The 25,013-nt window shown below is 71.1% G+C and carries 24 protein-coding genes and 1 tRNA gene; 13 read left to right on the top strand and 12 right to left on the bottom strand.

Annotated elements, in window-relative coordinates:
* Positions 1 to 131: 131 nt before the first annotated feature.
* The 3 genes from AC5L30_RS30810 to argS are packed head-to-tail and all read right to left on the bottom strand — an operon-like array spanning position 132 to position 4,505.
* Positions 132 to 1,442: a homoserine dehydrogenase gene (locus AC5L30_RS30810; RefSeq protein ID WP_494871641.1), complete on the bottom strand. Its 1,311-nt coding sequence runs from the start codon at positions 1,440 to 1,442 to the stop codon at positions 132 to 134.
* A gap of 8 nt (positions 1,443 to 1,450) precedes the next feature.
* Positions 1,451 to 2,836, bottom strand: a complete 1,386-nt coding sequence (lysA, locus tag AC5L30_RS30815) for a diaminopimelate decarboxylase (RefSeq protein ID WP_494871600.1) — start codon at positions 2,834 to 2,836, stop codon at positions 1,451 to 1,453.
* Position 2,837: 1 nt separating this feature from the next.
* Entirely contained in the window at positions 2,838 to 4,505 is a 1,668-nt protein-coding gene (gene argS / locus AC5L30_RS30820) for an arginine--tRNA ligase (protein WP_494871602.1), read from the bottom strand.
* Between the two features lie 97 nt (positions 4,506 to 4,602).
* On the opposite strand from argS, the gene AC5L30_RS30825 reads away from it, so the two are divergent.
* The 5 genes from AC5L30_RS30825 to AC5L30_RS30845 all read left to right on the top strand — a co-directional run bounded on the left by AC5L30_RS30825 (position 4,603) and on the right by AC5L30_RS30845 (position 7,888).
* Positions 4,603 to 5,412 carry a thioredoxin-like domain-containing protein gene (locus tag AC5L30_RS30825; protein ID WP_494871604.1) on the top strand — a complete coding sequence of 270 codons (810 nt, stop codon included), beginning with the start codon at positions 4,603 to 4,605 and terminating at the stop codon, positions 5,410 to 5,412.
* A gap of 8 nt (positions 5,413 to 5,420) precedes the next feature.
* A complete protein-coding gene (locus AC5L30_RS30830) occupies positions 5,421 to 6,089 on the top strand; it encodes a DUF305 domain-containing protein (protein WP_494871606.1) in 669 nt (222 codons plus the stop codon).
* 312 nt (positions 6,090 to 6,401) lie between these two features.
* The gene (locus tag AC5L30_RS30835; RefSeq protein ID WP_494871608.1) at positions 6,402 to 7,094 is read left to right on the top strand and encodes a winged helix-turn-helix domain-containing protein; all 693 of its coding nucleotides are present in this window, start codon (positions 6,402 to 6,404) and stop codon (positions 7,092 to 7,094) included.
* 90 nt (positions 7,095 to 7,184) lie between these two features.
* Positions 7,185 to 7,259, top strand: a tRNA-Arg gene (locus AC5L30_RS30840).
* A 170-nt stretch (positions 7,260 to 7,429) separates the two neighbouring features.
* On the top strand, positions 7,430 to 7,888 hold the full coding sequence (locus AC5L30_RS30845) for a hypothetical protein (protein WP_494871610.1): 459 nt from the start codon (positions 7,430 to 7,432) through the stop codon (positions 7,886 to 7,888).
* A gap of 22 nt (positions 7,889 to 7,910) precedes the next feature.
* Here the strand turns inward: AC5L30_RS30845 and AC5L30_RS30850 are convergent, their stop codons facing one another.
* From AC5L30_RS30850 to AC5L30_RS30870, 5 genes are all read right to left on the bottom strand, one after another.
* Positions 7,911 to 10,292, bottom strand: a complete 2,382-nt coding sequence (locus AC5L30_RS30850; RefSeq protein WP_494871612.1) for an ATP-binding cassette domain-containing protein — start codon at positions 10,290 to 10,292, stop codon at positions 7,911 to 7,913.
* Between the two features lie 29 nt (positions 10,293 to 10,321).
* Positions 10,322 to 10,732 carry a VOC family protein gene (locus AC5L30_RS30855; RefSeq protein ID WP_494871613.1) on the bottom strand — a complete coding sequence of 137 codons (411 nt, stop codon included), beginning with the start codon at positions 10,730 to 10,732 and terminating at the stop codon, positions 10,322 to 10,324.
* Positions 10,733 to 10,737: 5 nt separating this feature from the next.
* On the bottom strand, positions 10,738 to 11,187 hold the full coding sequence (locus AC5L30_RS30860) for a helix-turn-helix transcriptional regulator (protein WP_238657382.1): 450 nt from the start codon (positions 11,185 to 11,187) through the stop codon (positions 10,738 to 10,740).
* A gap of 80 nt (positions 11,188 to 11,267) precedes the next feature.
* Positions 11,268 to 12,227 (bottom strand): DNA polymerase domain-containing protein, encoded by a 960-nt coding sequence (locus AC5L30_RS30865; protein ID WP_494871615.1) that lies wholly within the window; start codon positions 12,225 to 12,227, stop codon positions 11,268 to 11,270.
* 31 nt (positions 12,228 to 12,258) lie between these two features.
* The gene (locus tag AC5L30_RS30870) at positions 12,259 to 13,743 is read right to left on the bottom strand and encodes an MFS transporter (protein ID WP_494871616.1); all 1,485 of its coding nucleotides are present in this window, start codon (positions 13,741 to 13,743) and stop codon (positions 12,259 to 12,261) included.
* Positions 13,744 to 13,818: 75 nt separating this feature from the next.
* Here AC5L30_RS30870 and AC5L30_RS30875 point away from each other — a divergent pair, with 75 nt between their 5' ends.
* The 3 genes from AC5L30_RS30875 to AC5L30_RS30885 all read left to right on the top strand — a co-directional run bounded on the left by AC5L30_RS30875 (position 13,819) and on the right by AC5L30_RS30885 (position 17,179).
* Positions 13,819 to 14,253: a winged helix-turn-helix transcriptional regulator gene (locus AC5L30_RS30875; RefSeq protein ID WP_494871618.1), complete on the top strand. Its 435-nt coding sequence runs from the start codon at positions 13,819 to 13,821 to the stop codon at positions 14,251 to 14,253.
* Positions 14,254 to 14,354: 101 nt separating this feature from the next.
* Entirely contained in the window at positions 14,355 to 14,942 is a 588-nt protein-coding gene (locus tag AC5L30_RS30880) for a TetR/AcrR family transcriptional regulator (protein ID WP_494871620.1), read from the top strand.
* Complete coding sequence (locus tag AC5L30_RS30885; RefSeq protein WP_494871622.1) at positions 14,942 to 17,179, top strand: MMPL family transporter; 2,238 nt, start codon at positions 14,942 to 14,944, stop codon at positions 17,177 to 17,179. Before AC5L30_RS30880 ends, AC5L30_RS30885 begins: the two co-directional genes overlap by 1 nt.
* 51 nt (positions 17,180 to 17,230) lie before the next feature.
* Here the strand turns inward: AC5L30_RS30885 and AC5L30_RS30890 are convergent, their stop codons facing one another.
* Positions 17,231 to 18,487, bottom strand: coding sequence for an erythromycin esterase family protein (locus AC5L30_RS30890; RefSeq protein ID WP_494871623.1), 1,257 nt, complete (start codon positions 18,485 to 18,487; stop codon positions 17,231 to 17,233).
* Positions 18,488 to 18,615: 128 nt separating this feature from the next.
* Between AC5L30_RS30890 and AC5L30_RS30895 the strand changes: the two genes are divergently transcribed.
* Positions 18,616 to 18,807 carry a DUF2795 domain-containing protein gene (locus AC5L30_RS30895; protein ID WP_494871625.1) on the top strand — a complete coding sequence of 64 codons (192 nt, stop codon included), beginning with the start codon at positions 18,616 to 18,618 and terminating at the stop codon, positions 18,805 to 18,807.
* A 144-nt stretch (positions 18,808 to 18,951) separates the two neighbouring features.
* On the opposite strand, the gene AC5L30_RS30900 is transcribed toward AC5L30_RS30895, so the two are convergent.
* Positions 18,952 to 19,860, bottom strand: coding sequence for a Gfo/Idh/MocA family protein (locus tag AC5L30_RS30900; RefSeq protein WP_494871627.1), 909 nt, complete (start codon positions 19,858 to 19,860; stop codon positions 18,952 to 18,954).
* Positions 19,861 to 20,128: 268 nt separating this feature from the next.
* Here AC5L30_RS30900 and AC5L30_RS30905 point away from each other — a divergent pair, with 268 nt between their 5' ends.
* Positions 20,129 to 20,521, top strand: coding sequence for a hypothetical protein (locus AC5L30_RS30905; RefSeq protein WP_494871628.1), 393 nt, complete (start codon positions 20,129 to 20,131; stop codon positions 20,519 to 20,521).
* Entirely contained in the window at positions 20,514 to 20,930 is a 417-nt protein-coding gene (locus AC5L30_RS30910; RefSeq protein WP_494871630.1) for a hypothetical protein, read from the top strand. Before AC5L30_RS30905 ends, AC5L30_RS30910 begins: the two co-directional genes overlap by 8 nt.
* A gap of 66 nt (positions 20,931 to 20,996) precedes the next feature.
* Here AC5L30_RS30910 and fabG read toward each other — a convergent pair whose 3' ends face one another.
* Positions 20,997 to 21,755, bottom strand: a complete 759-nt coding sequence (fabG, locus tag AC5L30_RS30915) for a 3-oxoacyl-ACP reductase FabG (RefSeq protein WP_091405975.1) — start codon at positions 21,753 to 21,755, stop codon at positions 20,997 to 20,999.
* A 43-nt stretch (positions 21,756 to 21,798) separates the two neighbouring features.
* Positions 21,799 to 23,451, bottom strand: a complete 1,653-nt coding sequence (locus AC5L30_RS30920; protein WP_494871632.1) for an alpha-amylase family protein — start codon at positions 23,449 to 23,451, stop codon at positions 21,799 to 21,801.
* 79 nt (positions 23,452 to 23,530) lie between these two features.
* Here AC5L30_RS30920 and AC5L30_RS30925 point away from each other — a divergent pair, with 79 nt between their 5' ends.
* Entirely contained in the window at positions 23,531 to 24,145 is a 615-nt protein-coding gene (locus tag AC5L30_RS30925; protein WP_494871633.1) for a DUF1349 domain-containing protein, read from the top strand.
* Between the two features lie 69 nt (positions 24,146 to 24,214).
* Entirely contained in the window at positions 24,215 to 24,886 is a 672-nt protein-coding gene (locus AC5L30_RS30930; RefSeq protein ID WP_494871635.1) for a DedA family protein, read from the top strand.
* Positions 24,887 to 25,013: the final 127 nt, after the last annotated feature.

The raw sequence follows: 25,013 nt of genomic DNA on the forward strand, positions 1-25,013 counted from the left end.
CCTCGCCTCTACCGCCGCGCCCGGCCGAGCATCAGGGCCACCTTGGACCAGCCTGCCGGAGTGGTCGATGGCACACCCCGACTTACCCACCTGGCGGGACGCTCGAGCCGTCCCGTCGATGATGCAACGACTCAGGCGTCGCCCTCGACCCGCAGCACACTGGTCACCGACCGGACAATGTCCAGACCGCGCAGCTCGCCGACGGTCGCGGCGAGCGCGGCGTCCGGCGCCACATGCGTCACGATGACCAGCTCGGCGTCGCCCTCGCGGCCCGCTGGCCCGCCCGCCGAGCCCTGCCGCACCGTCGCGATCGACACGTCGTGCCGGGCGAACACGCTCGCCACCGAGGCCAGCACACCCGGGCGGTCGGCCACGTCGAGGCTCACGTGGTAGCGGGTCAACGCCTCACCCATCGGCCGGACCGCCAGGTCCGCGTACGCGCTCTCGCTGGCCGCGCGCACCCCGGCGAGCCGGTTGCGGGACACCGCGACCACGTCACCGAGCACCGCGCTGGCGGTGGGCGCGCCGCCGGCGCCCCGGCCGTAGAACATCAGCTGCCCGGCCGCGTCCGCCTCCACGAAGACCGCGTTGAACGCGTCCCCGACGCTGGCCAGCGGGTGGCTGCGCGGGATCATCGCCGGGTGCACCCGGACGCTGACCGTCTCCCGGCCGGTGGGGTCGACACCCCGGGCCGCGATGCAGAGCAGTTTGATCGTGCAGCCCATCGCCTGGGCGCTGGCCATGTCCGCGGCGGTCACCTCGGTGATGCCCTCGCGGTGCACGTCGGCGGCGCCGACCCGGGTGTGGAACGCCAGCGAGGCGAGGATCGCCGCCTTCGCCGCCGCGTCGAAGCCCTCCACGTCGGCGGTCGGGTCGGCCTCCGCGTACCCCAGCGCGGTGGCCTCTTCGAGGGCCTCGGCGAAGCCGGCGCCGGTCGCGTCCATCGCGGAGAGGATGAAGTTGGTGGTGCCGTTGACGATGCCGGTGACCCGGTTGATCCGATCGCCGTGCAGCGACTCCCGCAGCGGGCGCAGCAGCGGGATGGCCCCCGCCACGGACGCCTCGTAGTAGAGGTCACCGCCGCCCTCGGCCGCCGCCTCGTGCAGGGCCACGCCGTCCTCGGCGAGCAGCGCCTTGTTGGCGGTGACCACGCTCTTGCCGGCGCGCAGCGCCTCGACCAGCCAACTCCGGGCCGGCTCGATGCCACCGACCACCTCGATCACCACGTCCACGTCGTCGCGCTTGATCAAACCGAGCGCGTCGGTGGTGAACAGGTCCTCGTCGACCGGCAGGTCACCCCGGTCGCGGCCGAGCCGGCGGACGGCGATGCCGGCGATCTCCAGCGGAGCGCCGATCCGCGCGGCCAGGTCGGCCGACTGCTCGTGCAGCAGCCGGACCACCTCCTGGCCGACCGTGCCACAGCCGAGCAGCGCCAAGCGCACAGGTGACGTCATCCAACATCCAATGCGAGCAGGTCCTCTTCGGTTTCCCGCCGGACGATCAGGCGCGCCTGGCCGTCGCGCACCGCGACCACCGGTGGCCGGGGCACATGGTTGTAGTTGCTGGCCATGCTTCGGCAGTACGCACCGGTGCCGGGCACTGCGACAAGATCTCCGGGCTGCACGTCGGCGGGCAGGAATTCATCCTTCACCACGATGTCCCCCGACTCACAGTGCTTTCCCACCACGCGGGCGAGCAACGCCTGCGCCTCCGAGGCCCGCGAGGCCAGCGTGGCCGAGTAGGAGGCGTCGTAGAGGGCGGTGCGGATGTTGTCGCTCATTCCGCCGTCGACGCTGACGTACGTCCGGATGCCGTCGAGTTCCTTGACCGTGCCGACCTCGTAAAGGGTGAACACGGCCGGCCCGACGATGGCCCGGCCCGGCTCGATCGACAGGTGCGGCACGGCCAGGTTCTCCGCCGCGCACTCCGAGTCGACGATCTTGCGGAGGCGCTTGGCCAGATCCTGCGGTGTCGCCGGGTCGTCCTGGGTGGTGTACGCGATGCCGAAGCCGCCGCCGAGGTCCAGCTCGGGCAGCTCCACCCCGCGCGCGTCGCGGATCTGCGCCTGGAGGGCGAGCACCCGCCGGGCCGAGACCTCGAAGCCGCTGGCGTCGAAGATCTGCGAGCCGATGTGCGAGTGCAACCCGCGCAGCTCCAGCACATCCTCGTCGAGGATCTTGAACGCGGCGTTCGCGGCGGCACCGCCGGCCAGCGAGAAACCGAACTTCTGGTCCTCGTGGGCGGTGGCGATGAACTCGTGGGTGTGCGCCTCGACGCCCACCGTGACCCGGACCAGCACCCGGGGCCGGACCCCGCGCTCGCGGGCCAGCGCGGTGAGCCGGTCGATCTCGGTGAACGAGTCGACGATGATCCGGCCCACCCCGGCGTCCAACGCCCGGCCCAGCTCGGCGACCGACTTGTTGTTGCCGTGGAAACCGATCCGCTCCGGCGGCATTCCGGCCGAGAGCGCGGTGGCCAACTCACCGCCGGTGCAGACGTCCAGGTGCAGGCCCTCCTCGGCGATCATCCGGACCACCGCCCGGCAGAGGAACGCCTTGCCCGCGTAGAAGACGTCCTCGGTCGGGAAGGCCGCCCGGAAGTCGCGGCAGCGCGACCGCAGGTCGGCCTCGTCGAGGACGTACACCGGGGTGCCGAACTCGGCCGCGATGTCGCGGACGCTCAGGCCCGCGACGGCGACCGCGCCGTCGGCGCCGCGCGTCACCGACCGCGGCCACAGCGCCGGCACGAGGGCGTTGACGTCGGCCGGGGTACGCAGCCAGGCCGGCCCCTGGTTGCTGATGTCCGCGTGCAGCGCACCAGCCTCATGAGCCCTCATGTCACATCCTCTCGGGTGCGGAGACGCCGAGCAGGTAGAGGCCGTTGGCGATCACCGTGCGGGTGGCGTTGTTGAGCCAGAGCCGAGCGCGGTGCTGGTCGGTGATCTCCTCGTCGCCCAGCGGCAGCACCCGGCAGTTGTCGTAGAACCGGTGGTAGGAGGCGGCGACGCTCTCCTCCAGGTAGCGGGCCACCCGGTGCGGCTCCCGCAGCTCGGCGGCCGTCGCCACCACCGCGGGGAACTGGGCGAGCGCCTTGAGCAGCTCGTTCTCCTTCTCGTGGTCGAGCAGCTCGGGGCGGAACGCGTCCCCGTCGCCCGGAACCAGCCCCACCTCGGCGGCGTTGCGGGCCACGCCCGCCGTCCGGGCGGCGACGTACTGCACGTAGTAGACCGGGTTGTCGCGGGTCGCCCGGGTCCACAGCTCGATGTCGATGTCGATCGGGGAGTCGCTGGAGTAGCGGGCCAACGCGTACCGGGAGGCGTCCACGCCGATCGCCTCGACCAGGTCCTCCAGCGTGATCACCGTGCCGGCCCGCTTGCTCATCCGCAGCGGGGCGCCGTCGCGCAGCAGGTTGACCAGCTGCCCGATGAGGATCTCCAGGTTGCGCTCCGGGTCGTCGCCGAAGCAGGCGGACATCGCCTTCATCCGGCCGATGTAGCCGTGGTGGTCGGCGCCCAGCATGATCACGACCCGCTCGAAGCCGCGCTCGCGCTTGTCCAGGTAGTAGGCGCAGTCCGCGGCGAAGTACGTCCACTCGCCGTTGGACTTCCGCAGCACCCGGTCCTTGTCGTCGCCGAAGTCGGTGGTACGCAGCCAGGTGGCGCCCTCGGACTCGTAGAGGTGCCCCTGCTCGCGCAGCCGGCTCAACGCCAGGTCGAGCTCACCCCGGTCGTGCAGGTCCTTCTCGTTGAAGTAGGTGTCGAACTCCACCCCGAAGTCGCGTAGCGAGGTGCGGATCTCGTCGAACATCAGCGCGACGCCCTCGACCCGGAAGACCTCCTGGGCGGCGTCGTCGTCGAGCGAGCGCACCTCCGGCCGGCGGGCCTGCACCTCGCTGGCGATCTCGGCGATGTACGCCCCGCCGTAGCCGTCCTCCGGCGCCGACTCACCCTTGGCCGCGGCGAGCAGCGACCGGGCGAACCGGTCGATCTGCGAACCGGCGTCGTTGAAGTAGTACTCCGTCCCGACGTCGGCGCCGGTGGCCCGCAGCAGCCGGCTCAGCGCGTCACCGACGGCCGCCCAGCGGACCCCGCCGATGTGCACCGGCCCGGTCGGGTTGGCCGAGACGAACTCCAGGTTGATCTTCTCGCCGGCGAGCCGGTCGCTGCGGCCGTACTCCGCACCGGCCTCGACGATCACCCGCGCGAGCTGACCGGCCGCGGCGGCGTCGAGCCGGATGTTCAGGAAGCCCGGCCCGGCGATTTCCACCGATTTGACACCCGGCGCCCGACCCAACTCGTCGGCCAGGGCCGTAGCCAACTCCCGGGGCGGGACGCCCACCTTCTTGCTCAACTGCAGCGCGAGCGTCGAGGCGTAGTCGCCGTGCTCGGGGTTGCGCGGTCGCTCCACCACCGTGCTCTCCGGCAGCGCCGCGCGGTCGAGCCCACGCTGCTCGAAGACGGCGTGGGCGGCGGCAAGGACGACCGAGGCTAGTTCTGCAGGAGTCACCCAACCATGTTATCGGGGGTAGACTCGGGCACTCGGCGGCTCCCCTGCGCGTCATCCGGCCCGCCACTCCCCTGACCGACCGACTTGACGAGGCACGATGAGCATCAGCACCCCGGGTGGCCCTGAGCGCCGCCCGACCGTGGTCAGCACCGGCAAGAAGCCGGCCGCGGGCCGGCCGGCGTCCGGCGCCAAGGCCGGTTCCGGCAAGCCGACGGGCAAGCCGGCGGGCTCCCCGCGGGCCGGTGGCAAGGGCCCGCGCAAGCCGGTCACCCCGGTCAAGGTGAGCCAGGGCCGCGCGTGGGGCCCGATCGCGCTCTTCGTCGCGGTGGGCGTGCTCGCGGCCGGCATCATCGGCTACGGCGCCTGGGCGTCGTTCCAGGGCTCCAAGCCGTGGGACAAGCGGGCCGACGCCATCGAGGGCATCGTCAACATCCGCAAGACCGACAAGGCGAGCCTCGATTACGAGTCGCACAAGTCGGGCCCGCTGACCTACAAGTACTCGCCGCCGGTGGGTGGGGTGCACAACGCCGCCTGGCAGAACTGCATGGGCGACGTCTACGACGCTCCGATCGCCAGCGAGCACGCGGTGCACAGCCTGGAGCACGGCGCGGTGTGGATCACCTACCGCCCCGACCTGCCCAAGGACCAGGTCGACAAGCTCGCCGGCAAGGTGCGCGGTGTCGAGAAGATGCTGATGAGCCCGTACGAGGGCCTGGACAAGCCGATCTCGCTCCAGGCCTGGGGCTACCAGCTCAAGGTCGACAATGCCGACGACTCGCGGATCGACGAGTTCATCAAGGACCTGCGGGTGAACGCCTCCGTCGAGGGCCCGACGGCGCTCTGCAACACCGGCATCACCGCCACCGGCACCACGCCGCGTGAACTCCAGCAGCAGCCCACCCAGTAAGGACGGCAATGACCGCTCCGGCGACCACCGACAGCGAGTACGACGAGATCCCGGCCGTCCCGGACGAGGGCGGCCGGGCCCCGGCGTCGCGCTACGGCGTGCTGGCACTCGCCATCATGCTGGTGGTGGGGCTTCTCCTCGGGTACGCGGGCGGTCTGCTCACCCCGCGGCTCACCCGGCCCGGTGACGCGTCGGTCGAGGCGGGCTTCGCGCGGGACATGACGACCCACCACGCGCAGGCGGTGGAGATGAGCCTGGTCGCGTACCGGTCGGCCACCCTCCCCGAGGTGCGGCAGATCGCCGTCGACATCGCCACCGGGCAGCAGGGCGAAATCGGCGCCATGCAGACCTGGCTGCGCGAATGGGGCCTCAGCCCGACCGGGTCGAAGCCGCCGATGTCGTGGATGTCCGACGGCGCCACCGTCAAGGACGGTCTGATGCCGGGCATGGCCACCCCGCAACAGATGACCGCCCTGCGCGACGCCCAGGGCATCGAGGTCGACCGGCAGTTCCTGACCCTGATGTACGACCACCACCTGGGCGGCATCCACATGATCGACGCAGCCCTCGACGCGACCGACAATGCCGAGGTGGTGCGGGTGGCGAAGACCATGAAGGCCACCCAGCAGACCGAACTGAACAACCTCCGGCAGCTCCAGGCGCAGGCCAAGGGCTGACCGACCGGACGGGCGCACCCGGCCCGCGTCCCCGCCGATACGGCGGTGACGCGGGCCGCAGCATGTCGGGCCGAGCCGGGCCGGGGGCCTTGATCGACTCGGCTTGCAGGAAACCGCGCTGTCCGGGCTACCAGGACGCCCCGATTTCCAGGAACCCGAGTCGATCAAGGCCGGCCGTATCACCGCCGATGACCCACAACGCCCCACTTCGTTCCTTCTGGGCGTTTTGCGTGGCACAGGCGATTACGTTGCTTAGAGAGTTTTCTCCCCACATATCGTGACCAGTTGCGATTCGGGCTCGTTGCCCAAGACGTGGGGGTTGCACTCAGAGACGCACGGCGTTCGGTCACCAGTTGGTGCCGACGCCACACCATCGGTGGTGACGGGGCGGTGGCAGCCGTCCGTCGCGGACAGCGGCAGGGCGAGCCGGGAATGCTCAGCCGCGAACAGGAACTCGAGTTGATCGACACGCTGCGGGGCGTCCACCCCGACGAGTTCGGCCTGGACGAGGAGTTGTGGACGCGGCAGAGCCTTACCACCCTCATCCAGCGGCGCTTCGAGCTGCCGTTGGACGCTGGCGCGGTCGGGGCGTACCTGCGGGCCTGGGGGTTGGGTCCGCGGGAGCCGCGCGAACGGGCCTGCGGGCTTTGCGTCAGCGCGGTCGAGCGGTGGGTCCGCAGCGAGTATCCGGCGATCACCCGGGCCGCTCAGGAGCACCTCGCGGAGGTCTACTGGATCGGCCGGGTTCGGCTGCGCGGCACGATGCCGGCCGCCGACGTGATCTCCGCCGTCTCGTCTCGCGGTCGGGTGCGCTTCATGATCACCACGCCGACGGTGGACCCGCCGCTCCCCCGCGAGTTCGTGCTGCGGCTCAGCGGCGAGGAGCAGCGCACCGTCCACCTGATCGTGGACGGCTCCTGGCCGCGCAACGAGTGGCCGCGCCGCCTCCCACGGCGAATCGTCCTGCACCCGCTGCCGAGTTGCGGGCGGGCGATCGCCGCCTGAGCACCGGGTGGGCCGGTCCGACACGATCGGCTCACCCGATACCGATTCGGCGTACGCAGGGGAGGTTTGCTAGTCTTCTCCAGTCGCTGAGCCCCCGTAGCTCAGGGGATAGAGCACCGCCCTCCGGAGGCGGGGGCGCAGGTTCGAATCCTGCCGGGGGCACCAAGATTGATTACCACGAGAGGCTCCTGACCAGGAATTCGGTCAGGAGCCTTCATCGTTTTGGCCGAACACCCGCCGGCAGGACAGCCGCTGGCCCCAGGGGCGAAACCAGCCGCCGCCCCGCTCACGCACCCGCCGAAGACCCGCGATGTCACGAGATCAACAATGTCGCCATGCTGTTTCTCGGGTTGCTCCTCGCCGCGCTGGGCGGGGCGGTCATCGCGACAGCCTTGGCCGTCCGTGGGTTCCGGGCGATGTTCAGGAAGAGCGAACGGTCGGGTCGCCTGGGCACGGCTGCGCTGCTCGTCGGCGCGGGCGCCGTCGCCCTGTACGCCTGGGGCCTGCTCCACCTCGGCTACGCGGTGATGCAGGCCGAGGACGGTGGCGCCGGATCCGCCCCGGTCGGACCCTGCCGCCAGGCCGGACCACAGATGGCGAGCCTGGTCGTCGGGTACGACGTCAGCCTCCTACCGCTCCGCTTCGAGTGCCGCCTCAGCGGTGGCGGCACCTACGTCAGCTCGTCCGTGCCCGGGTACGTCAACCAGGGCACGGCCGTCCTCGGTCTGGTCACCGCCACCTGCGGAGTCCTCGCCACCACCACGGCACGGCGCCTCCGACCGCCGGTGGCGTGAACCGTCGGCCGGAGGCGGCCGGTCAGGTGCCGACGTACGCCGCCAGGTGCTCGCCGGTGAGCGTGGAGCGGGAGGCGACGAGGTCCGCGGGTGTGCCCTCGAAGACGAGCCGCCCACCGTCGTGGCCGGCACCGGGGCCGAGGTCGATGATCCAGTCGGCGTGTGCCATGACCGCCTGGTGATGCTCGATGACGATCACCGACTTGCCGGCGTCGACCAGGCGGTCGAGCAGGCCGAGCAGTTGCTCGACGTCGGCCAGGTGCAGGCCGGTGGTCGGCTCGTCGAGAACGTAGACCCCGCCCTTCTCGGCCATGTGGGTGGCCAGCTTGAGCCGTTGCCGCTCCCCGCCGGAGAGGGTGGTGAGCGGCTGCCCCAGGCTCAGGTAGCCGAGCCCGACGTCGGCGAGCCGGTCGAGGATGGCGTGCGCTGCCGGCGTACGCGCCTCGCCTGCGCCGAAGAACTTCTCGGCCTCCGTCACCGACATCGCGAGCACCTCGCTGATGTCGCGGCCGCCGAAGCGGTATTCCAGCACCGACGCCTGGAACCGCTTGCCCTCGCAGTCCTCGCAGGGGGCAGCGACACCGGCCATCATCCCCAGGTCGGTGTAGATCACGCCCGCGCCGTTGCAGCTCGGGCAGGCACCCTCGGAGTTGGCGCTGAACAGAGCCGGCTTCACCCCGTTGGCCTTCGCGAACGCCTTGCGGATCGGGTCGAGCAACCCGGTGTACGTGGCCGGGTTGCTGCGCCGTGAGCCGCGGATCGCGCCCTGGTCGATCGAGACCACGCCCGCGCCGGCCGGGATGGACCCGTGCACGAGCGAACTCTTGCCGGAGCCGGCGACACCGGTCACGACGACGAGCACCCCGAGGGGTACGTCGACGTCCACGTTCTGGAGGTTGTTGGCCGTGGCGCCCCGGATCTCCAGCTTGCCGGTGGGCGTCCGCACCGTCTCCTTGAGAGCCGCCCGGTCGTCGAGGTGACGGCCGGTGATGGTGCCGCTGGCCCGTAGACCTTCCAGGGTGCCCTGGTAGCAGACGGCACCGCCGTCCGTGCCGGCGCCGGGCCCGAGATCGACGATGTGGTCGGCGATGGCGATGGCCTCCGGCTTGTGCTCCACGACCAGCACCGTGTTGCCCTTGTCGCGCAGCTGGAGCAGCAGCTCGTTCATCCGTTGGATGTCGTGCGGGTGCAGCCCGATCGTCGGCTCGTCGAAGACGTAGGTGACGTCGGTGAGCGAGGAGCCGAGGTGGCGGATCATCTTGGTGCGCTGCGCCTCGCCGCCGGAGAGGGTGCCCGACGGCCGATCGAGCGACAGGTAGCCCAGCCCGATCTCCTCGAACGAGTCGAGGAGGTGTTGCAAGCCGGCCAGCAACGGGGCCACCGACGGCTCGTCGATCTCGCGTACCCAGGCGGCCAGGTCGCTGATCTGCATGGCGCACGCGTCGGCGATGTTCTTGCCCTTGATCTTCGACGACCGGGCCTCCTTGCTGAGCCGGGTGCCGGCACACTCGGGGCAGGTCGTGAAGGTCACCGCACGCTCCACGAAGGCGCGGATGTGCGGTTGCAACGCGTCGATGTCCTTGGCGAGGAAGGACTTCTGGATCGACGGGATCAGGCCCGCGTACGTCAGGTTGATCCCATCGATTTTGATCTTGGTCGGCTCCCGGTGGAGCAGGTCGTGCAGCTCCCGCTTGTTGAACTTGGCGATCGGCTTGTCCGGGTCGAAGTAGCCGCAGCCACGGAAGATCCGGCCGTACCAGCCCTCCATGCTGTAACCCGGGATGGTGATCGCGCCCTCGTTGAGCGAGAGGTTGTCGTCGTAGAGCGCCGACAGGTCGATGTCGGTCACCGCACCCATGCCCTCACACCGCGGGCACATGCCGCCGAGACGGTTGAAGGTCGCCTTCTCGGTCTTCGTCTTGCCGGCACCGCGCTCGACGGTGATCGCGCCGGTCGCCTTCACCGAGGGCACATTGAAGGAGTACGCGTTGGGCGAGCCGATGTGGGGCTGCCCGAGCCGGCTGAACAGGATGCGCAGCATCGCGTTGGCGTCGGTGGCGGTGCCGACGGTGGAGCGGGAGTTGGCCCCCATCCGCTCCTGGTCCACGATGATCGCCGTGGTCAGGCCATCCAGCAGGTCGACCTCGGGCCGCGCCAACGTCGGCATGAAGCCCTGCACGAAGGCGCTGTAGGTCTCGTTGATCATCCGCTGCGACTCGGCCGCGATGGTGCCGAACACCAGCGAACTCTTGCCGGAGCCGGAGACACCGGTGAAGACCGTCAGCCGCCGCTTCGGGATCTCGACGCTGACGTCCTTGAGGTTGTTCACCCGCGCGCCCTGCACCCGGATCAGGTCGTGGCTGTCGGCGACGTGCGGCGCGGACGGCTGGCTGGCCGTGCTCATCGTGTCTCCATCTGTCGGGCGTGCAGGACTCAGCGCACTTCCTGGATGCGGATCATATTGCCCGCCGGGTCCCGGAAGGCACAGTCGCGCACGCCGTACGGCTGCTCGGTCGGCTCCTGGACGACCTCGGCGTCGCTGGCCTCCAGCTTGGCGAAGGTGGCGTCGAGGTCGGTGGTGGCCAGGTTGACACCGAAGTAGCTGCCCTTGGCCATCAGCTCAAGGATGGTCTGCCGCTCGTCGTCGGTGATGCCCGGGTTGGCGGCCGGCGGGTGCAGGACGATGGCGGTGCTGGGCTGGCCGACCGGCCCGACCGTGATCCAGCGCATCCCCTCGTAGCCGACGTCGAGGCGGACCTCGAAGCCGAGGACGTCGCGGTAGAAGGCCAGCGAGGCGTCCGGATCGGTGTGCGGCAGGAAACTCGAATGAATGGTGATGTCCATGCTGGTCACGCTAGTTGCGGCTCGGTGACCCGCGCTTCTCGATTCCTGACCGGTCTGGTCACCTGCTTCGCCACGCACGACGGCATCCCCGCGGTCGCCTGCGCCGCCTGCCGCCGGTAGACGCTGGGCGGCACGCCCACCAGCTCGGTGAAGCGGGTGCTGAAGGTGCCCAGCGACGAACAACCGACCGCGAAACAGACGTCGGTGACGCTCAGGTCGCCACGGCGCAACAGGGCCATCGCCCGCTCGATCCGTCGGGTCATCAGGTAGCTGTACGGAGATTCGCCATAGGCGAGCCGGAACTCGCGGCTGAGGTGCCCGGCCGACATGTGCGCGCCACGGGCCAGCGCCTCGACGTCCAGCGGTTGCGCGTACTCCCGGTCGATCCGGTCGCGGACCCGGCGCAGCCGCGCGAGGTCGCCCAGTCGCTGGGTCGCGTCGGATTTGCTGCTCACCTGGGAAATCGTGCCACAACCCACCGACAACCAGCGCGCACCGGGCCCGAGCCAGGCCCGAGCCGGGGCCGACGAGGCGGTCAGCCGGCCTCGCGGCGGGCGCGGGCTCGACGCTTGCCCTCGTGCATGGCCTGCACCCGGGCCACCGGGATGGTCCGGCCCTCGGCCACCAGGTCGGCGGGGAGCGACTGCGGGGCCGGCATCAGCGCGGCCCACGGGTCGCCGTCGGCGAGCAGCGCCGGCGCGGTCCGGATGGTGAAGTCGGCGGGGGTCACCTCGGTCAGGTCGGCCCAGTCGACCGGGAAGGAGACCGGCATCCCGGGGCGCAACCGGGGGCTGTACGCGGCGGCCACGGTCGCCCCGCCCGCCCGGGTGGCGTCCACGAAGACCCGGCCACCCCGGTCCTCCTTGATGTACGCCGTGGTGGCCACCGTCGGGTCGAGCCGCTCGGCGCGGACGGCGAGCGCCCGGGTGGCGGCGGCCAACTCCTCGGCTGTTGGCTCGTCGGTCACCGGCACGAAGACGTGCACACCCTTGGCGCCGCTGGTCTTGACCGCACCGGCCAGGCCGGCGTCGGCGAGGGCCTGGCGAACCAGCAGGGCGGCGACGACCGCCGCGCGGAACCCGTCGCCGTCCGGCGGGTCCAGGTCGAGGACCAGGTGGGTCGGGCGGTGCAGATCCGCCGCGGTGGCCAGTGTCGGGTGGTACTCCACCGCCCGCTGGTTGGCGAACCAGAGCAGGGTGCGACGGTCGTCGCAGAGGGCGTACGAGATCTCCCGGTGCGACGCCTCCGCCCAGACCGACGCCCGACGGACCCAGTCCGGGGTGTAGCGGGGCAGGTTCTTCTGCATGAACGGCGGTTGGCCGGGGCGGACCCGGATCACCGACAGCGGCCGACCCCGCAGCTGCGGGAGGATCCGGTCCTGGACCGCGTCGAGGTAGTCGACGAGGTCACGCTTTGTCGCGTCGTCACGATCGGACAACGGCTGGTCCAGGTTGGTCAGGGCCACGCCGTCCCGGGTCTCGTCAGCCTCACTCACCCGACCACCCTCCCGGCCCCGGAGCCGCCGGTCAACCGGACGCGGCGCTTCGGTGCGGATCAATTCCGGCACCCACCGCCGCCGGGCCCGACCGATCGGCGGCCGACGACGGCCCGGCCGAGCGGCGGGGCCGTGTGGTCAGCGCCACCAGCCACGCGGCGACCACGAGACCGGCGGCCACGGCGAACGCGGTCCGGTAGCCGCCGGCGAGCGCGGCGGTCTCGGCCCAGCCGGCGGCCCGCAGCCCATCGCTGCGGGCGGCGGCCAGGGTGGCCAGCGCGGCCAGGCCGACCGCGCCGCCGACCTGTTGGGTGGTGTTGGCCAGGCCGGAGGCGAGCCCGGCGTCCATGTCGGTCGCACCGGCCATGGCCAGGGTGGTGACCGCGGGCAGGGTCAGGCCGCCGGCCACGCCGAAGATCAGCATCGCGGGGAGTACGTCGGCGACGTAGGCGCCGTCGGCGGGCAGCCGGGCGAGCAGGGCGAAGCCGACGGTCGCCAGGGCGAGCCCGACCAGCAGAACGGTCCGGGCGCCCCAGCGGGCGATCAGCCGACCGGCGAGGCCGAGCGAGACCACGGCGATCACGACCGGGGTGGGCAGGAAGGCCCAGCCGGTCGCGGCGGCGTCCAGCCCCAGCACCAGTTGTAGCTCCACGGCGAGCAGGAACTGGAATCCGAAGTACGCGCAGACCATGAGGAACTGCACGGCGTTCGCCGCCACCAGACCCGGGACGCGCAGCACCCGGGACGGCACCAGCGGGGTCGCCGCCACCCGTTGGCGCAACGCGAAACCGCCGAGCAGCAGCGCCGCGAGGGCCACCGCGCCGACCGTCCGAGGGCTGGTCCAGCCGTGCTCGCCCGTTCCCACGATGCCCAACACGGCGGCCATCAGGCCGGCGGTGGCGAGCAGCGCGCCGGGCAGGTCCAGGCCGGCGCGCAGGCCGATCCCCCGTTCGGCCGGGAGCCGGCGGAGGGCCGCGATCAGGATGGCCGCCCCGATCGGCACGTTGACCAGGAAGATCGTCCGCCACCCGGCGGCCTGGGTGAGCACCCCTCCGGCGACCGTGCCGACCGACGCACCGGCCGCGCCGGTGAAGCTGAAGACGGCGATGGCGCGGGCCCGTTCGGCCGGCTCGGGATAGAGCCGGACGATCATGCCGAGGCTGACCGCCATGGCCAGCGCGCCGCCGACGCCCTGCCCGAACCGCGCGCCCACCAGCAGGGCCGGCCCGGTGGCGACCGCGCAGGCCAGTGAGGCCACTGTGAACAGCGCGACCCCGGCCAGGAAGACCCTCCGCCGGCCCAGCAGGTCGCCGAGCCGGCCGGCGAGCAGCAGCAGCCCGCCGAACGCGACCAGGTAGGCGTTGACCACCCAGGCCAGGCCGGCGGCGGTGAAGCCCAGGTCGTGTTGCACGGCGGGCAGCGCCACCGCGACGACGGTGCCATCCAGGATGATCATCAGGCTGCCGGCGCAGAGCACCAGCAGCGCCGGCCAGCGGGACGGGACGGGACGCTCCACGGAAACCCTCCTTGGTGCACGGTTTGTTACCGAGGTCATCGTCTGTGACCATGAACCGGAGCGGAAGGAGGCACTTTGATGTCCCAGAGGAACAGCGATGTGTCCGCGCTGGTCGAGGTCGAGCTGACCTGCGCGGCCGGGAACGTGCCGTTCACCCCGGGTCAGGCCCGGGCGTGCACCGTCCGCGAGGTGCTGGACCGGGTCGGCGGCAAGTGGAGCATCGGCATCCTGGTGGCCGCCTCGCACGGGCCGGTGCGCTTCACCGAGCTGGAGCGGCACATCGAGGGCATCAGCCGCCGGATGCTCACGTTGACGCTGCGCAACCTGGAACGGGACGGCCTGCTGCACCGCACGGTCTACCCGACCGTCCCGCCCAAGGTCGAATACACCGCCACCCCGATGGCGCTGGAGCTCTACGAGTCACTGGTCGCGCTGACCAGCTGGGCCGAGCGGCACCGCCGGGCCATCGCCGAGGCGCGGACCAGGTACGACGCCGAGCACGCCGGTTAAACCCACTCGGGGTGTGGTGAACGCCACCGCTTGAGTCTGACCGATCGGTCAGGGTCTGACCGATCGGTCAGGCATGCTGGTTTGCGGGAGGTGGACCGGGCATGGTCAGAGCGGTACCCGACACGCACGGCGAGATCCTCGCCGCGGCGGCGCGACAGTTCACGGTGACCGGCTATCGAGGCACCTCCCTGCAGGACATCGCCCGGGAGGTCGGCTGCTCCAAGGCCACCGTGCTCTACCACTTCGCCAACAAGGAAGCCCTGCTCGCCGAGCTGATGGCCCCCGCGATCGAGATGCTCCGCGGCCTCGACGACCAGCTCAACGGCCTGACCGGCGCGGCCGCCCAGGAGGTCGCCGCACAGGGCTTCGTCGACCTCGCGGTCCGGTTCCGACAGGAGATCGCGGTACTGCGCGGCGAGTTCCCGGAGCTGCTGTGCCAGCCGGCCTTCGCGCACATCCAGCAGATCTCCGACCGGCTGCGGGACGCGTTGGCCGGGCACTCCGACCGGCCGGGCGCCCGGATCGCCGCGCTGGTGCTGCTCGCCGGCATCTCCGAGGCGTGCGCCGAGTTCGTCGACATCCCCGACGACGAGCTGCGCCCCGCCCTGCTCACCCTCGCCCGGCGGGCCGTCGAGCCCGTCGACGCACCCCTGCCCCATCCACCCACGACCGAGGACAAGGACTCCTGATGGCCACCCTGCTCTACCGGCTCGGCCGGGGCGCGTTGCGCCGGCGACGGCTCGTCGTCGCGCTCTGGCTCGTCGTACTCGTCGGCGCCGGCCTGGCCGCGGCGACCCTGCGCGGCCCGACGGCGAGCAACTTCACCATGCCCGGCACCGAGAGCCAGCGCGCACTCGACCTGCTGGCCGACCAGTTCCCCGCGGCCAGCGGCGCCACCGGCACCATCGCGGTCAAGGCACCCGCCGACGGCCAACTGGCCACCCCGCAGGGTCAGGCCGTGGTGCAGGAACTCGTCCAGCAGGCGTCGACACTGCCCGGCGTGGTCGGCGCGGTCAACCCGCTCCAGGTCGGCGCGGTCTCACCCAACGGCCGGTACGCGCTGGTCCAGGTGCAGTTCGCCACCGGCGCGGACGACGTGACCGACGAGCAGCGCACCGCGTACGAGGAGGTTGGCGCAGCAGCCAAGGCACAGGGTTGGCAGGTTGCCCCCGGTGGTGAGGTGCTCGGCGGCGAGCCGGAGATCGGCTCCACCGAGGCGCTCGGCGTCCTGGTCGCCGCGATCGTCCTGATCATCACGTTCGGTTCCCTGGTCGCCGCCGGCATGACGATGCTCAACGCGCTGATCGGCGTGGGCGCCGGCATGGCCGGACTGTTCGCGCTGAGCAGCGTCGTCCAGCTCACCAGCACCGCACCGATCCTGGCGCTGATGCTCGGTCTCGCGGTCGGCATCGACTACTCGCTCTTCATCACCTCCCGGCACCGGCAGAACCTGCTCGACGGCCTGTCCCCGGAGGAGGCGGTCGGCCGGGCCGTGGGCACCGCCGGCTCGGCCGTGGTCTTCGCCGGCGCCACTGTGGTCATCGCCCTGGCCGGGCTCGCCGTGGTGGACATCCCGTTCCTCACCGTGATGGGTCTCGCCGCCGCCGGCACGGTCACCGTCGCCGTACTCGTCGCCATCACCCTCCAGCCGGCGCTGCTCGGCTTCGCCGGTCGCCGGGTACTCCCCCGCCGGCTGCGCTCCGTGGTCACCGACGGCACCGCCACCGACGGCGCCGCCGCTGCCGAGGACGACTCGGACATCACCGACCGGCCGGCCACGACGACCACGACCGATGACCGCAACCGGTTCGGCTTCCGCTGGGCGCGACTGATCACCCGGTTCCGCGTACCGGTCATCCTGGTCGGTCTGCTCGGCCTGGGCCTGCTCGCGCTGCCCACGCCGGACATGCGGCTGGCCCTGCCAGGTTCCGCGACGGCCGCCGTCGGCTCACCCGCCCGGGTGGCGAACGACCTGACCGTCGAGGGCTTCGGAGCGGGCTTCACCGGCCGGCTCGCGGTGGTGGTCGCCGGTGACACGCCACAGGCCACCTCGGCCGCCGTGCCGCAGGTCACCGCCCTGCTCCAGCGCACCGAAAACGTCCTCGCGGTGGCACCGCCCCAGCTCAGCCCGGACGGCCGGACCGCGCTGCTCGGCGTGGTGCCGAAGACCGGCCCGACCGACGAGGCCACCGAGACCCTGGTGCACGACATCCGGGGCGCGGTGAGCGGAATCCCCGACGCGGACGTGCTGCTCACCGGCGCCACCGCCATCGGCATCGACGTCTCCGAGAAGCTCTCCGACGCGCTACCGATCTACCTGTTGCTGGTGGTCGGGCTCTCGGTGCTGCTGCTGATGCTGGTGTTCCGCTCGCTGCTGGTGCCGGTCAAGGCGGCGCTGGGCTTCCTGCTCACCGTCGCCGCCACGTTCGGCATCACGGTGGCCGTCTTCCAGCAGGGGCACCTCGCCGACCTCGTCGGCCTGGACACGCCCGGCCCGCTGATCAGCTTCCTGCCGATCCTGCTCATCGGCATCCTGTTCGGGCTCGCCATGGACTACGAGGTGTTCCTGGTGTCCCGGATGCGGGAGGACTTCGTCCACGGTGAGACGGCCCGACAGGCCACCATCAGCGGCATGGGGCACGGCGCACGGGTGGTCACGGCCGCCGCGCTGATCATGATCTCGGTCTTCGGGGGCTTCGTCTTCCTGGAGGACCCGGTGATCAAGTCGATGGGCTTCGCGCTCGCCGTTGGCGTTGCCATCGACGCGTTCGTGGTCCGGATGACCATCGTCCCGGCGGTGATGTCGCTCCTCGGCGACCGGGCCTGGTGGCTGCCCCGCTGGCTCAACCGCGCCCTGCCCAACGTGGACATCGAAGGCGAGGGCCTGCGCACCCACCTCGAAGACCGCACTCCGACGCGCGTCTGACCCATCCGACAGTGGAGGTGTGGCGCCCGACGGGCCCACACCTCCACTGCGTCAAACGCCCGCCGGGTAGGTCTCCATCTCGCCCGGAATCGCTGGCACCGGCAGCGGGTGCAGAGCGGTGGTGTCGTCGCACCAGATGAAGGCGTCGTAGCGGTCGCCGAGCCGCGTCGGCACGTAGTTGCCCCAGGACTCGAAGGACGGGTCGTAAACGACCCCGATCGCCCGGTGGTCCACGGTGTCGGTGACCCAGCCCGGCTGGTCGTCGCCGCCGAAGATCAGCACCGCCCGCTCCGGCATCAGCTCGTGCAGCCGCCGCTCGATCGACCCCTCCCGGGCCGGGGGCACCACCATCGCCTCGGGCGGCGAGCCCCAACGGGGTGCCGCGATCACCGTGCCCCGGTAACTGCCGAAGCCGACCAGGGCCACCGCGTCCTCGCCGTGCCGCTCCCGGGCCAACTGACCAATGTTGACCATCCCGTCGGCGGCCATGTCGGTGGCCCGCGCATCCCCGACGTGCGTGTTGTGCGCCCAGACGATGCCCCGGGCGTCCGGACCGTACCGGTCCAGCAGCCGGTCCAGGGTATCCTGCATGTGGGTGTCGCGGATGTTCCACGAGTCCGGCCCGCCGGCCACCATCGCCCGGTAGTAGCGCTCCGCACCGGCCACCACCTCCGCGTTCTGCCAGGCCGAGAAGCGATCCGGGCCGTCGGAGAGGGCGTGTTCGCGGGTCCGGGCGAGCAACCGGACAACCTCCTCCTCGCAGCGGGCGGAGACGAACCGGCTGGCCGCGCCGTACTCCTCGACCCTCTTGCCGTACGGCTCGAAACACCGGTACGCGTCCTGCGCCGCCTCCAGCGACTTCGGGTCCTCCTCCCCCAGGTAGTCGAAGATCGCCTGCATCGACTCCCAGAGGCTGTACACGTCGAGCCCGTGGAACCCGGCCCGTTGCTCCTCCGGCCGCTCCACGTTCCAGGCCCGCAGCCAGCTGGCGAACCGGGCCACCTCGGCGTTGGCCCACATCCAGGTCGGCCATCGCTCAAACTGATGGAGCGCGAGCTGCGGTTCGAGCGCGCCACCCGGCGCGGCCGTCACCGAACGGTGCACCCGATCACAGTCCGGCCAGTCACCCTCCACGGCGACGAAGGAGAAGCCGCACTCCGCGATCAGCCGGCGGGTGAGTTGCTCCCGCAACCGGTAGTAGTCGTAACTGCCGTGGGTGGACTCACCGATCATCACCACCCGGGCGTTCCGAACGCGCTCCAGCAACGGGTCGAAGTCGCTCGGCGCGCCGAGCCGCTGAACCAGCATGCCAGCGGCTACCCGGCCGCCGCTGCGGCAAACCGTGGGCGCGTCGCGGGCCGACACGCCGGCCGCCGGGCCGTCGTGGGTGCCGACCAAACCGGTGTACGGCCACCGCGAGCGGGTAGCCGGCCGACATGACCGTCACCGGCGTTCAGTTGCAGGAGTACCTGGCCGGGCTCGACTACCCGGTCTCCCGGGAGGACCTGATCCGCTGGGGTCAGGAGAACGGGGCCAGCACGGCAATGTTGCAGATGTTGCAGGCGCTGCGAGCGGACCAGTTCAACTCCCCCGACGAACTGAACGCCGCCCTGTCCACCCCCACCTGACCCGACCCCCTCACCTGACCACCACACCCCGCTGACCCCGACCACCACAGCCCGGTGATCAAGAAGTTTGCGTCACGCCTCGTGGCGTGTCGTGACGCAAACCTCTTGATCAACCTGGGGGGGTGGGGGGAAGGGGGTGGGGGGTTAGGGGAGGGGGACGGGGATGGTGCGGGATTCGGTGCGGGCGGTTTCGGCGGCGGCGAGGATGCCGACGACCTCGCGGCCGAAGCGGACGTCGCAGCGGTGGTCCCGGGTGCCGGCCCGCACCTGCTCGACGAGCTGGTCGATGGCGACGCCGAACGCGGTGGCGGCATCGTTCTCGCCGAACGGGACGTTCTCGATGCCGTTCTCGCCGTAGAACACGAACTCCCGGGCCATCGACTCGGTCGGGGCATCCAGGGAGAGCGAGGCGCTGCTCGTGGCACCGCCCTCGTGGGTGAGCAGCAGGTGCACCATCCCGTTCGGCCCGTCCATCGCCGCCACCTGCGTCACCCGGCCCAGCACCGGCAGGAGGATCGAGAGGGCGTGCGGGGCGATGTCCCAGAGCGCCCCGTGCTCACGACGCCACAACGAGCCGCCGTACGGGCTGCCCTCCTGAAAGATCGAGGCGAACGCGGTGGTCCGGCCGTGCTGCCAGCCCCCGGCGGCGGCGGTGGCGGCCAGGAATGCGGTCACGTTCGGCTGGAACCGCTGGGTGAAGAAGACGACCGAGGCGACCCCGGACTCCTCGACGGCGGCCACGACCCGGTCGGCGTCGGCCATGCTGAGCGCCACCGGCTTGTCCAGCAGCAGGTGCCGACCGGCGCGGGCGGCCCGGACCGCGATGTCGGCCTGGATGTCCGGCGGTAGGGCGACGGCGATCGCCTCGCACTGCTCGATCAGCGCGTCGACGTCGGCGTAGGCGGGCACCCCGTACCGTTCGGCCAGCGCGGACGCCCGCTCCGGGTTGCGGCCCCACACCCCGACCAACTCCGCGTCGGGATGCGCGTGCAGCGCCTTCCCGTGCGTCTCGATCGCCCAGTGACCGGTGCCGAACAAGCCGAACCGCAGCACGTGTTACCTCCGCTGTTTCCCCGCACCGCGGCGTCGCCGCGGACCTGATCCACGCTAGTCGCCCCGGCTGCCATGACGGCGGCGGGTTCGACCAATCGAAGCAGCTCACCTTCGGGTTCGGACCCGGCGTCGAGGTGTCCGCCCGGCTGACGGCAGCTGGAGGCAGGCGACTGACGGGCGCGCGTCACACCCGGAGAGGCAGGGCATCCCTTTACTACGACGGTTAGTAGGCTGTGCCGGTGACCGAGGCAACGACCGGGTGGGTCCGGTGACCAGCGTAGGCACTGATTCGCCGGTGGACGGGATCGTCGCGGCCGCGCCGATCGTGCTGTCGCTGCTCGTCGCGGTGTGGGCCTTCGCGGCGGCGGTACGCCACCGGCCGCCGGACCGGGTCCAGTTCGTCGGTCTGGCCGTACTCGAAGTGGCGTTGCTGGTGTTGAGCGTGCTGGCGCTCGTCGCGGTCGGCGGCGGGGATCAGCCCGGCGAGCCCGGCGCCTTCTTCGGCTACCTGGTCACGCTGGTGTGCCTGCCGCCACTGGCCTGGGTGCTGGCCCGGATGGAACCGACCCGCTGGGGCTCGGCGATCGTGTGCGCGGTCTGCCTGGTGGCCCCGGTGGTGGTGGTCCGGTTGCAGCAGACCTGGGAGGTGCTCGGTGGTTGAGACAAAGCCGGTGCGGCGGCGTACGAACTCCGGCCCGGGTCGGCTGCTGATCGCGGTCTACCTGCTCTTCGCCATCGCGGCGACGAGTCGGGCCGGCCTACAGCTCGCCACCAAGTTCGACGAGGCGCCGGTGGCGTACCTGCTCTCCGGGGTGGCCGCGCTCATCTACATCGTGGCGGCGGTGGGGTTGGCCCGCGCCGGGCACACCGGCCGACGGGTCGCGTTGGCGTGCTGCTCGGTGGAGCTGGTCGGGGTGGTCGCGGTCGGCATCCTGAGCCTGGCCGACAAGGAGCTCTTCCCGGACGAGACGGTCTGGTCGCAGTTCGGCAGCGGGTACGGCTACATCCCACTGGTGCTGCCGGTGCTCGGCCTGCTCTGGCTCTGGCGCACCCGCCGCGACCCCGCCTGACCGGGCGCAGACCCGGCGACGAGGGCGTCCCCTGCACGAAGGAACGCCCTCGTCGGGAGGTACGGGTCAGTCCCGTGGGCCGCCCGCGACGTAGATGACCTGACCGGAGACGAAGCCGGCGCCCTCGCTCGCCAGGAACGAGATGGTGTGCGCGACGTCCTCCGGCCGGCCCGGTCGACGGACCGGGATCTCGGCGGCGGCGTGCTTCTGGAAGTCGTCGAAGTCGACCTTCATCCGGGCGGCGGTGGCGGCCGTCATGTCGGTGACGATGAAGCCGGGTGCGACCGCGTTCACGGTCACCCCGAACGGCCCCAGCTCGATGGCGAGCGTCTTGGTGAAGCCCTGCAAGCCGGCCTTGGCGGCGGCGTAGTTCGCCTGGCCCCGGTTGCCCAGCGCGGAGGTGCTGGAGAGGTTGACGATCCGCCCCCACTTCCGGTCCACCATGTGCTTCTGGGCGGCCTGGCTGAACAGGAACGCGCCGCGCAGGTGCACCCCCATCACCGTGTCCCAGTCGGCGTTGGTCATCTTGAACAGCAGGTTGTCGCGGAGCACACCGGCGTTGTTGACCAGCACGGTGGGCGCGCCCAGCTCGGCGGCGACCCGGCTCACCGCCGCCTCGACCTGGTCCCGGTCGGACACGTCGGCGCCCACCCCGAGCGCCCGGCCGCCGGCGCCGGCGATGGCGTCCACCGTCTCCTTGGTGGCCGCCTCCTCGATGTCGACCACGGCGACGGCCATTCCGTCGGCGGCCAGCCGTCGGGCGGTGGCCGCGCCGATGCCGCGTGCGGCTCCGGTGACGATGGCGACGCGGGACTCCTCCGACATGATTACCTCCCGGTAACTTGGGGTCGATCGGAGGAGCTTAACGTCAACAGGCCGACCCTCGGCATAGGCGAATCCACCGGTATCCGTGACCGGAGACCTTCACCGCGCCGAGCTTTCCCAACTCGCCGTAGCCGCGGTCGGAGAGCACGTCGATCGGCAGGTCGGCCTCCGGCTCGAGGCTGCTGAGGTCCACCTCGACGTCGTCGGTGCCCAGGTTGTGCACGAAGACCATCGTCCCGGTCGGTCCGTCGGCCCGGTGCGCGAGCACTCCGGCCGGCATCGCCACGTCGATGTGGGTCGTCGAGCCGGAACCGATCTCGGGTGCCTCCCGCAGCGTACGGATCATGCGCTCGAACCAGGCGAGCAGTGACTTGGCGTCGCTCCGCTGAGCGGTGACGTTGATGTTCTGGTAGCCGAACTCACCCTTGTCGATCACCGGGCGGACCAGCTTCTCCGGGTCCGCCGTGGAGAAGCCGGCATTCGGCTGGTACGACCACTGCATCGGGGTACGGATCGCGTCCCGACCCCGCAGCGACAGGTCCTCGCCCATCCCGATCTCCTCGCCGTAGCGCAGCACCGGCGTGCCGCGCATGGAGAACTGGAGGGCGTACGCCAGCTCGATGCGCCGTCGGTCGTTGCCGAGCATCGGGGCGAGCCGGCGACGGATGCCCCGGTCGTAGATGCGCATGTTTTCGTCCGGGCCGAACTGCGCGTACACCTGGTTGCGCTGTTCGGTCGTCAGCCGGGACAGGTCGATCTCGTCGTGGTTGCGCAGGAAGGTGGCCCACTGCCCGCCGACCGGCAGCTTCGGGGTGTCGTGCAACGCGTCGATCAGCGGCTCCGGGTCCTCGCGGGCCAGGGCGAGCATGAGTCGACCGTTGAGCATGAAGTCGAAGAGCATGTGAATCCGGTTGCCGGAGCCGCTGGCGTCGCCGAAGAACGTCGGTAGCTGGTCCGGCTCGACGTTCGCCTCGGCCAGCAGGACGGCGTCGCCGCGGCGCCACTGGACGTGCTGGCGCATCTCGGTGAGGAACTCGAAGTCCTTCGGGGAGTTCGGGTTGCCCGGCTCGGTCAGCTCGATGATGAACGGCACCGCGTCCATCCGGAAACCGGAGACGCCGAGCTGGAGCCAGAACGACATGATCTTCTTGATCTCGGCCCGGACCTGGGGATTGGCGAAGTTGAGATCCGGCTGGAACTTGTAGAACCGGTGGTAGAACCACGCCTTGGCGGTCCGGTCGTAGCTCCAGGTCTCGTCCTGCTCGCCCGGGAAGACCATGCCCTGGTGCCGGTCGTCCGGTTCGGTGTCGGACCAGACGTACCAGTCCCGGTACGGCGAGTCCGGCGAGGAACGGGCGGACTGGAACCACGGGTGCTCGTCGGAGGTGTGGTTGACCACCAGGTCGATGATCACGCGGATGCCCCGGTTCTGCGCCTGGTGCAGCAGCTCGGCGAAGTCGCCCAGCGTGCCGAAGCGCGGGTCCACGTTGTAGAAGTCGGTGGCGTCGTAGCCGTCGTCGCGGTTGGGCGACGGGTGGATGGGGTGCAGCCACAGGCAGGTCACCCCGAGCCGGGCCAGGTAGTCCAACCTCCCGATCAACCCACGGATGTCACCGACCCCGTCGCCGTCGGAGTCGGCGTACGTGTCGATGTCGAGGCAGTAGACGACGGCTTCGGAATACCAACGGTCACCCATGCCGGAGGAACATCTCCGATCGATCACCGCGGCAAACCCGTCAGGCGGGTGGCGGGTGGCGTTGGTTACCGTGCCGGTCATGGAGAACGACCTCGTACCGCCGAGCGAACCGTTGGACTGGGCCCGGGGCAGTTGGCTGCACCCGCCCGTACGCGTCGAGGAGGGCCCGGCCGGCGAGCTGATCGTCGAGCCGGCGGCGGAGAGCGACTTCTGGCGGCGGACCAGCTACGGCTTCGTCCACGACAACGGCCCCGCCCTGCTGGCGCCGCTGCCGGTCGGGACCGCCATGGAGGTGAGCTTCCGGCTCGACTTCTCGGCGCAGTTCGACCAGGCCGGTGCGTTCGTCCGGGTCGACGAACGGACCTGGACCAAGGCCGGTGTGGAGGTCAGCGACGGTGAGGCGCAGCTCGGCGCGGTGGTGACCCGGGAGTTCTCCGACTGGTCGGTGGGGCCGGTGCCGGAGTGGACGGGCCGGGAGGTGACCGTCCGGGTCAGCCGGGCCGGCGACGCGCTGACCGTCCGCGCCCGGGTCGACGACGAGCCGTGGCGACTGGTCCGCCTCGCCCCGCTGGACCCGACGGCAGACGCGATGGCCGGTCCGTTCTGCTGCGCGCCGTCCCGCGCCGGCCTGACGGTGGTGTTCACCGGCTGGCGGCAGGGGCCGGCGGACACCGCACTGCACCCGGAGCACTGAGCACAGGTGTAGTCCGGGGGCGGATGGGTATGACCACCCGATCCCCGACCGCCGACCGGAAGGACGACCATGGCGTACGCCCAGGCTGGCGACCCGTCCGAGTTCACCGGGTTGACCGGCTGGGTGGCCTCGGTGATCGAGGCGATGGGTCCGGCCGGCGTGGCGCTGCTGGTGGCGCTGGAGAGCATCGTCCCGCCGATCCCCAGCGAGATCGTGCTGGCGCTCGCCGGTTTCCTGGCGCACGAGGGCAAGTTCAACGTCGTCCTCGTGGTGCTGGCCGCGACGGTCGGTTCGCTGGTCGGCGCGTTGGTGCTCTACTGGCTGGGCGCGGCGCTCGGCGAGGATCGGCTCAAGCGCTGGTTGGACCACATCCCGTTGGTGGACAGCGACGACCTGGAGAAGGCCGACAAGTGGTTCGAGCGGCACGGTCGGTGGGCGGTGCTGATCGGCCGGGTGGTGCCGGTGGTCCGCAGCCTGGTCTCCGTGCCGGCCGGGGCCAACCGGATGCCGCTGGGCGAGTTCATCCTGCTCACCACCATCGGCAGCGGGGTGTGGAACGGTCTCATCGTGGGGGCCGGTTACGCGCTCGGGCGTCGTTGGCGGGACGTGGAGCGCTACAGCGACTGGTTCAACTACGCGATCGTCGCGGTCTTCGTCGTGATGGTGGTCAGTTGGGTGATCCGTAAGCTCCGCAAGCGCCGGGAACGCGACGACCGGCGGTCGGTGACCGCCGGTCGCTGAAGCCGCGTCACCGCGTACCGCCGGCGCCCTGGACGGACGCCGGCGGGCACGGACGCTCCTATGCCGGGTCAAGTGGTTGGGGTGGGTTTTCCAAGCGTCGGTAGATTTCGCGGGCGACGTAGCGTTT

The organism is Micromonospora sp. BQ32 (genome assembly GCF_059358895.1).

Excerpts from the sequence above, each read along its gene's own strand:
- lysA (WP_494871600.1), bottom strand. The coding sequence starts at position 2,836 with ATGAGGGCTCATGAGGCTGGTGCGCTGCACGCGGACATCAGCAACCAG.
- AC5L30_RS30825 (WP_494871604.1), top strand. The coding sequence starts at position 4,603 with ATGAGCATCAGCACCCCGGGTGGCCCTGAGCGCCGCCCGACCGTGGTC.
- AC5L30_RS30830 (WP_494871606.1), top strand. The coding sequence starts at position 5,421 with ATGACCGCTCCGGCGACCACCGACAGCGAGTACGACGAGATCCCGGCC.
- AC5L30_RS30845 (WP_494871610.1), top strand. The coding sequence starts at position 7,430 with ATGCTGTTTCTCGGGTTGCTCCTCGCCGCGCTGGGCGGGGCGGTCATC.
- AC5L30_RS30850 (WP_494871612.1), bottom strand. The coding sequence starts at position 10,292 with ATGAGCACGGCCAGCCAGCCGTCCGCGCCGCACGTCGCCGACAGCCAC.
- AC5L30_RS30855 (WP_494871613.1), bottom strand. The coding sequence starts at position 10,732 with ATGGACATCACCATTCATTCGAGTTTCCTGCCGCACACCGATCCGGAC.
- AC5L30_RS30880 (WP_494871620.1), top strand. The coding sequence starts at position 14,355 with ATGGTCAGAGCGGTACCCGACACGCACGGCGAGATCCTCGCCGCGGCG.
- AC5L30_RS30885 (WP_494871622.1), top strand. The coding sequence starts at position 14,942 with ATGGCCACCCTGCTCTACCGGCTCGGCCGGGGCGCGTTGCGCCGGCGA.
- AC5L30_RS30890 (WP_494871623.1), bottom strand. The coding sequence starts at position 18,487 with ATGCTGGTTCAGCGGCTCGGCGCGCCGAGCGACTTCGACCCGTTGCTG.
- AC5L30_RS30895 (WP_494871625.1), top strand. The coding sequence starts at position 18,616 with ATGACCGTCACCGGCGTTCAGTTGCAGGAGTACCTGGCCGGGCTCGAC.
- fabG (WP_091405975.1), bottom strand. The coding sequence starts at position 21,755 with ATGTCGGAGGAGTCCCGCGTCGCCATCGTCACCGGAGCCGCACGCGGC.
- AC5L30_RS30920 (WP_494871632.1), bottom strand. The coding sequence starts at position 23,451 with ATGGGTGACCGTTGGTATTCCGAAGCCGTCGTCTACTGCCTCGACATC.
- AC5L30_RS30925 (WP_494871633.1), top strand. The coding sequence starts at position 23,531 with ATGGAGAACGACCTCGTACCGCCGAGCGAACCGTTGGACTGGGCCCGG.
- AC5L30_RS30930 (WP_494871635.1), top strand. The coding sequence starts at position 24,215 with ATGGCGTACGCCCAGGCTGGCGACCCGTCCGAGTTCACCGGGTTGACC.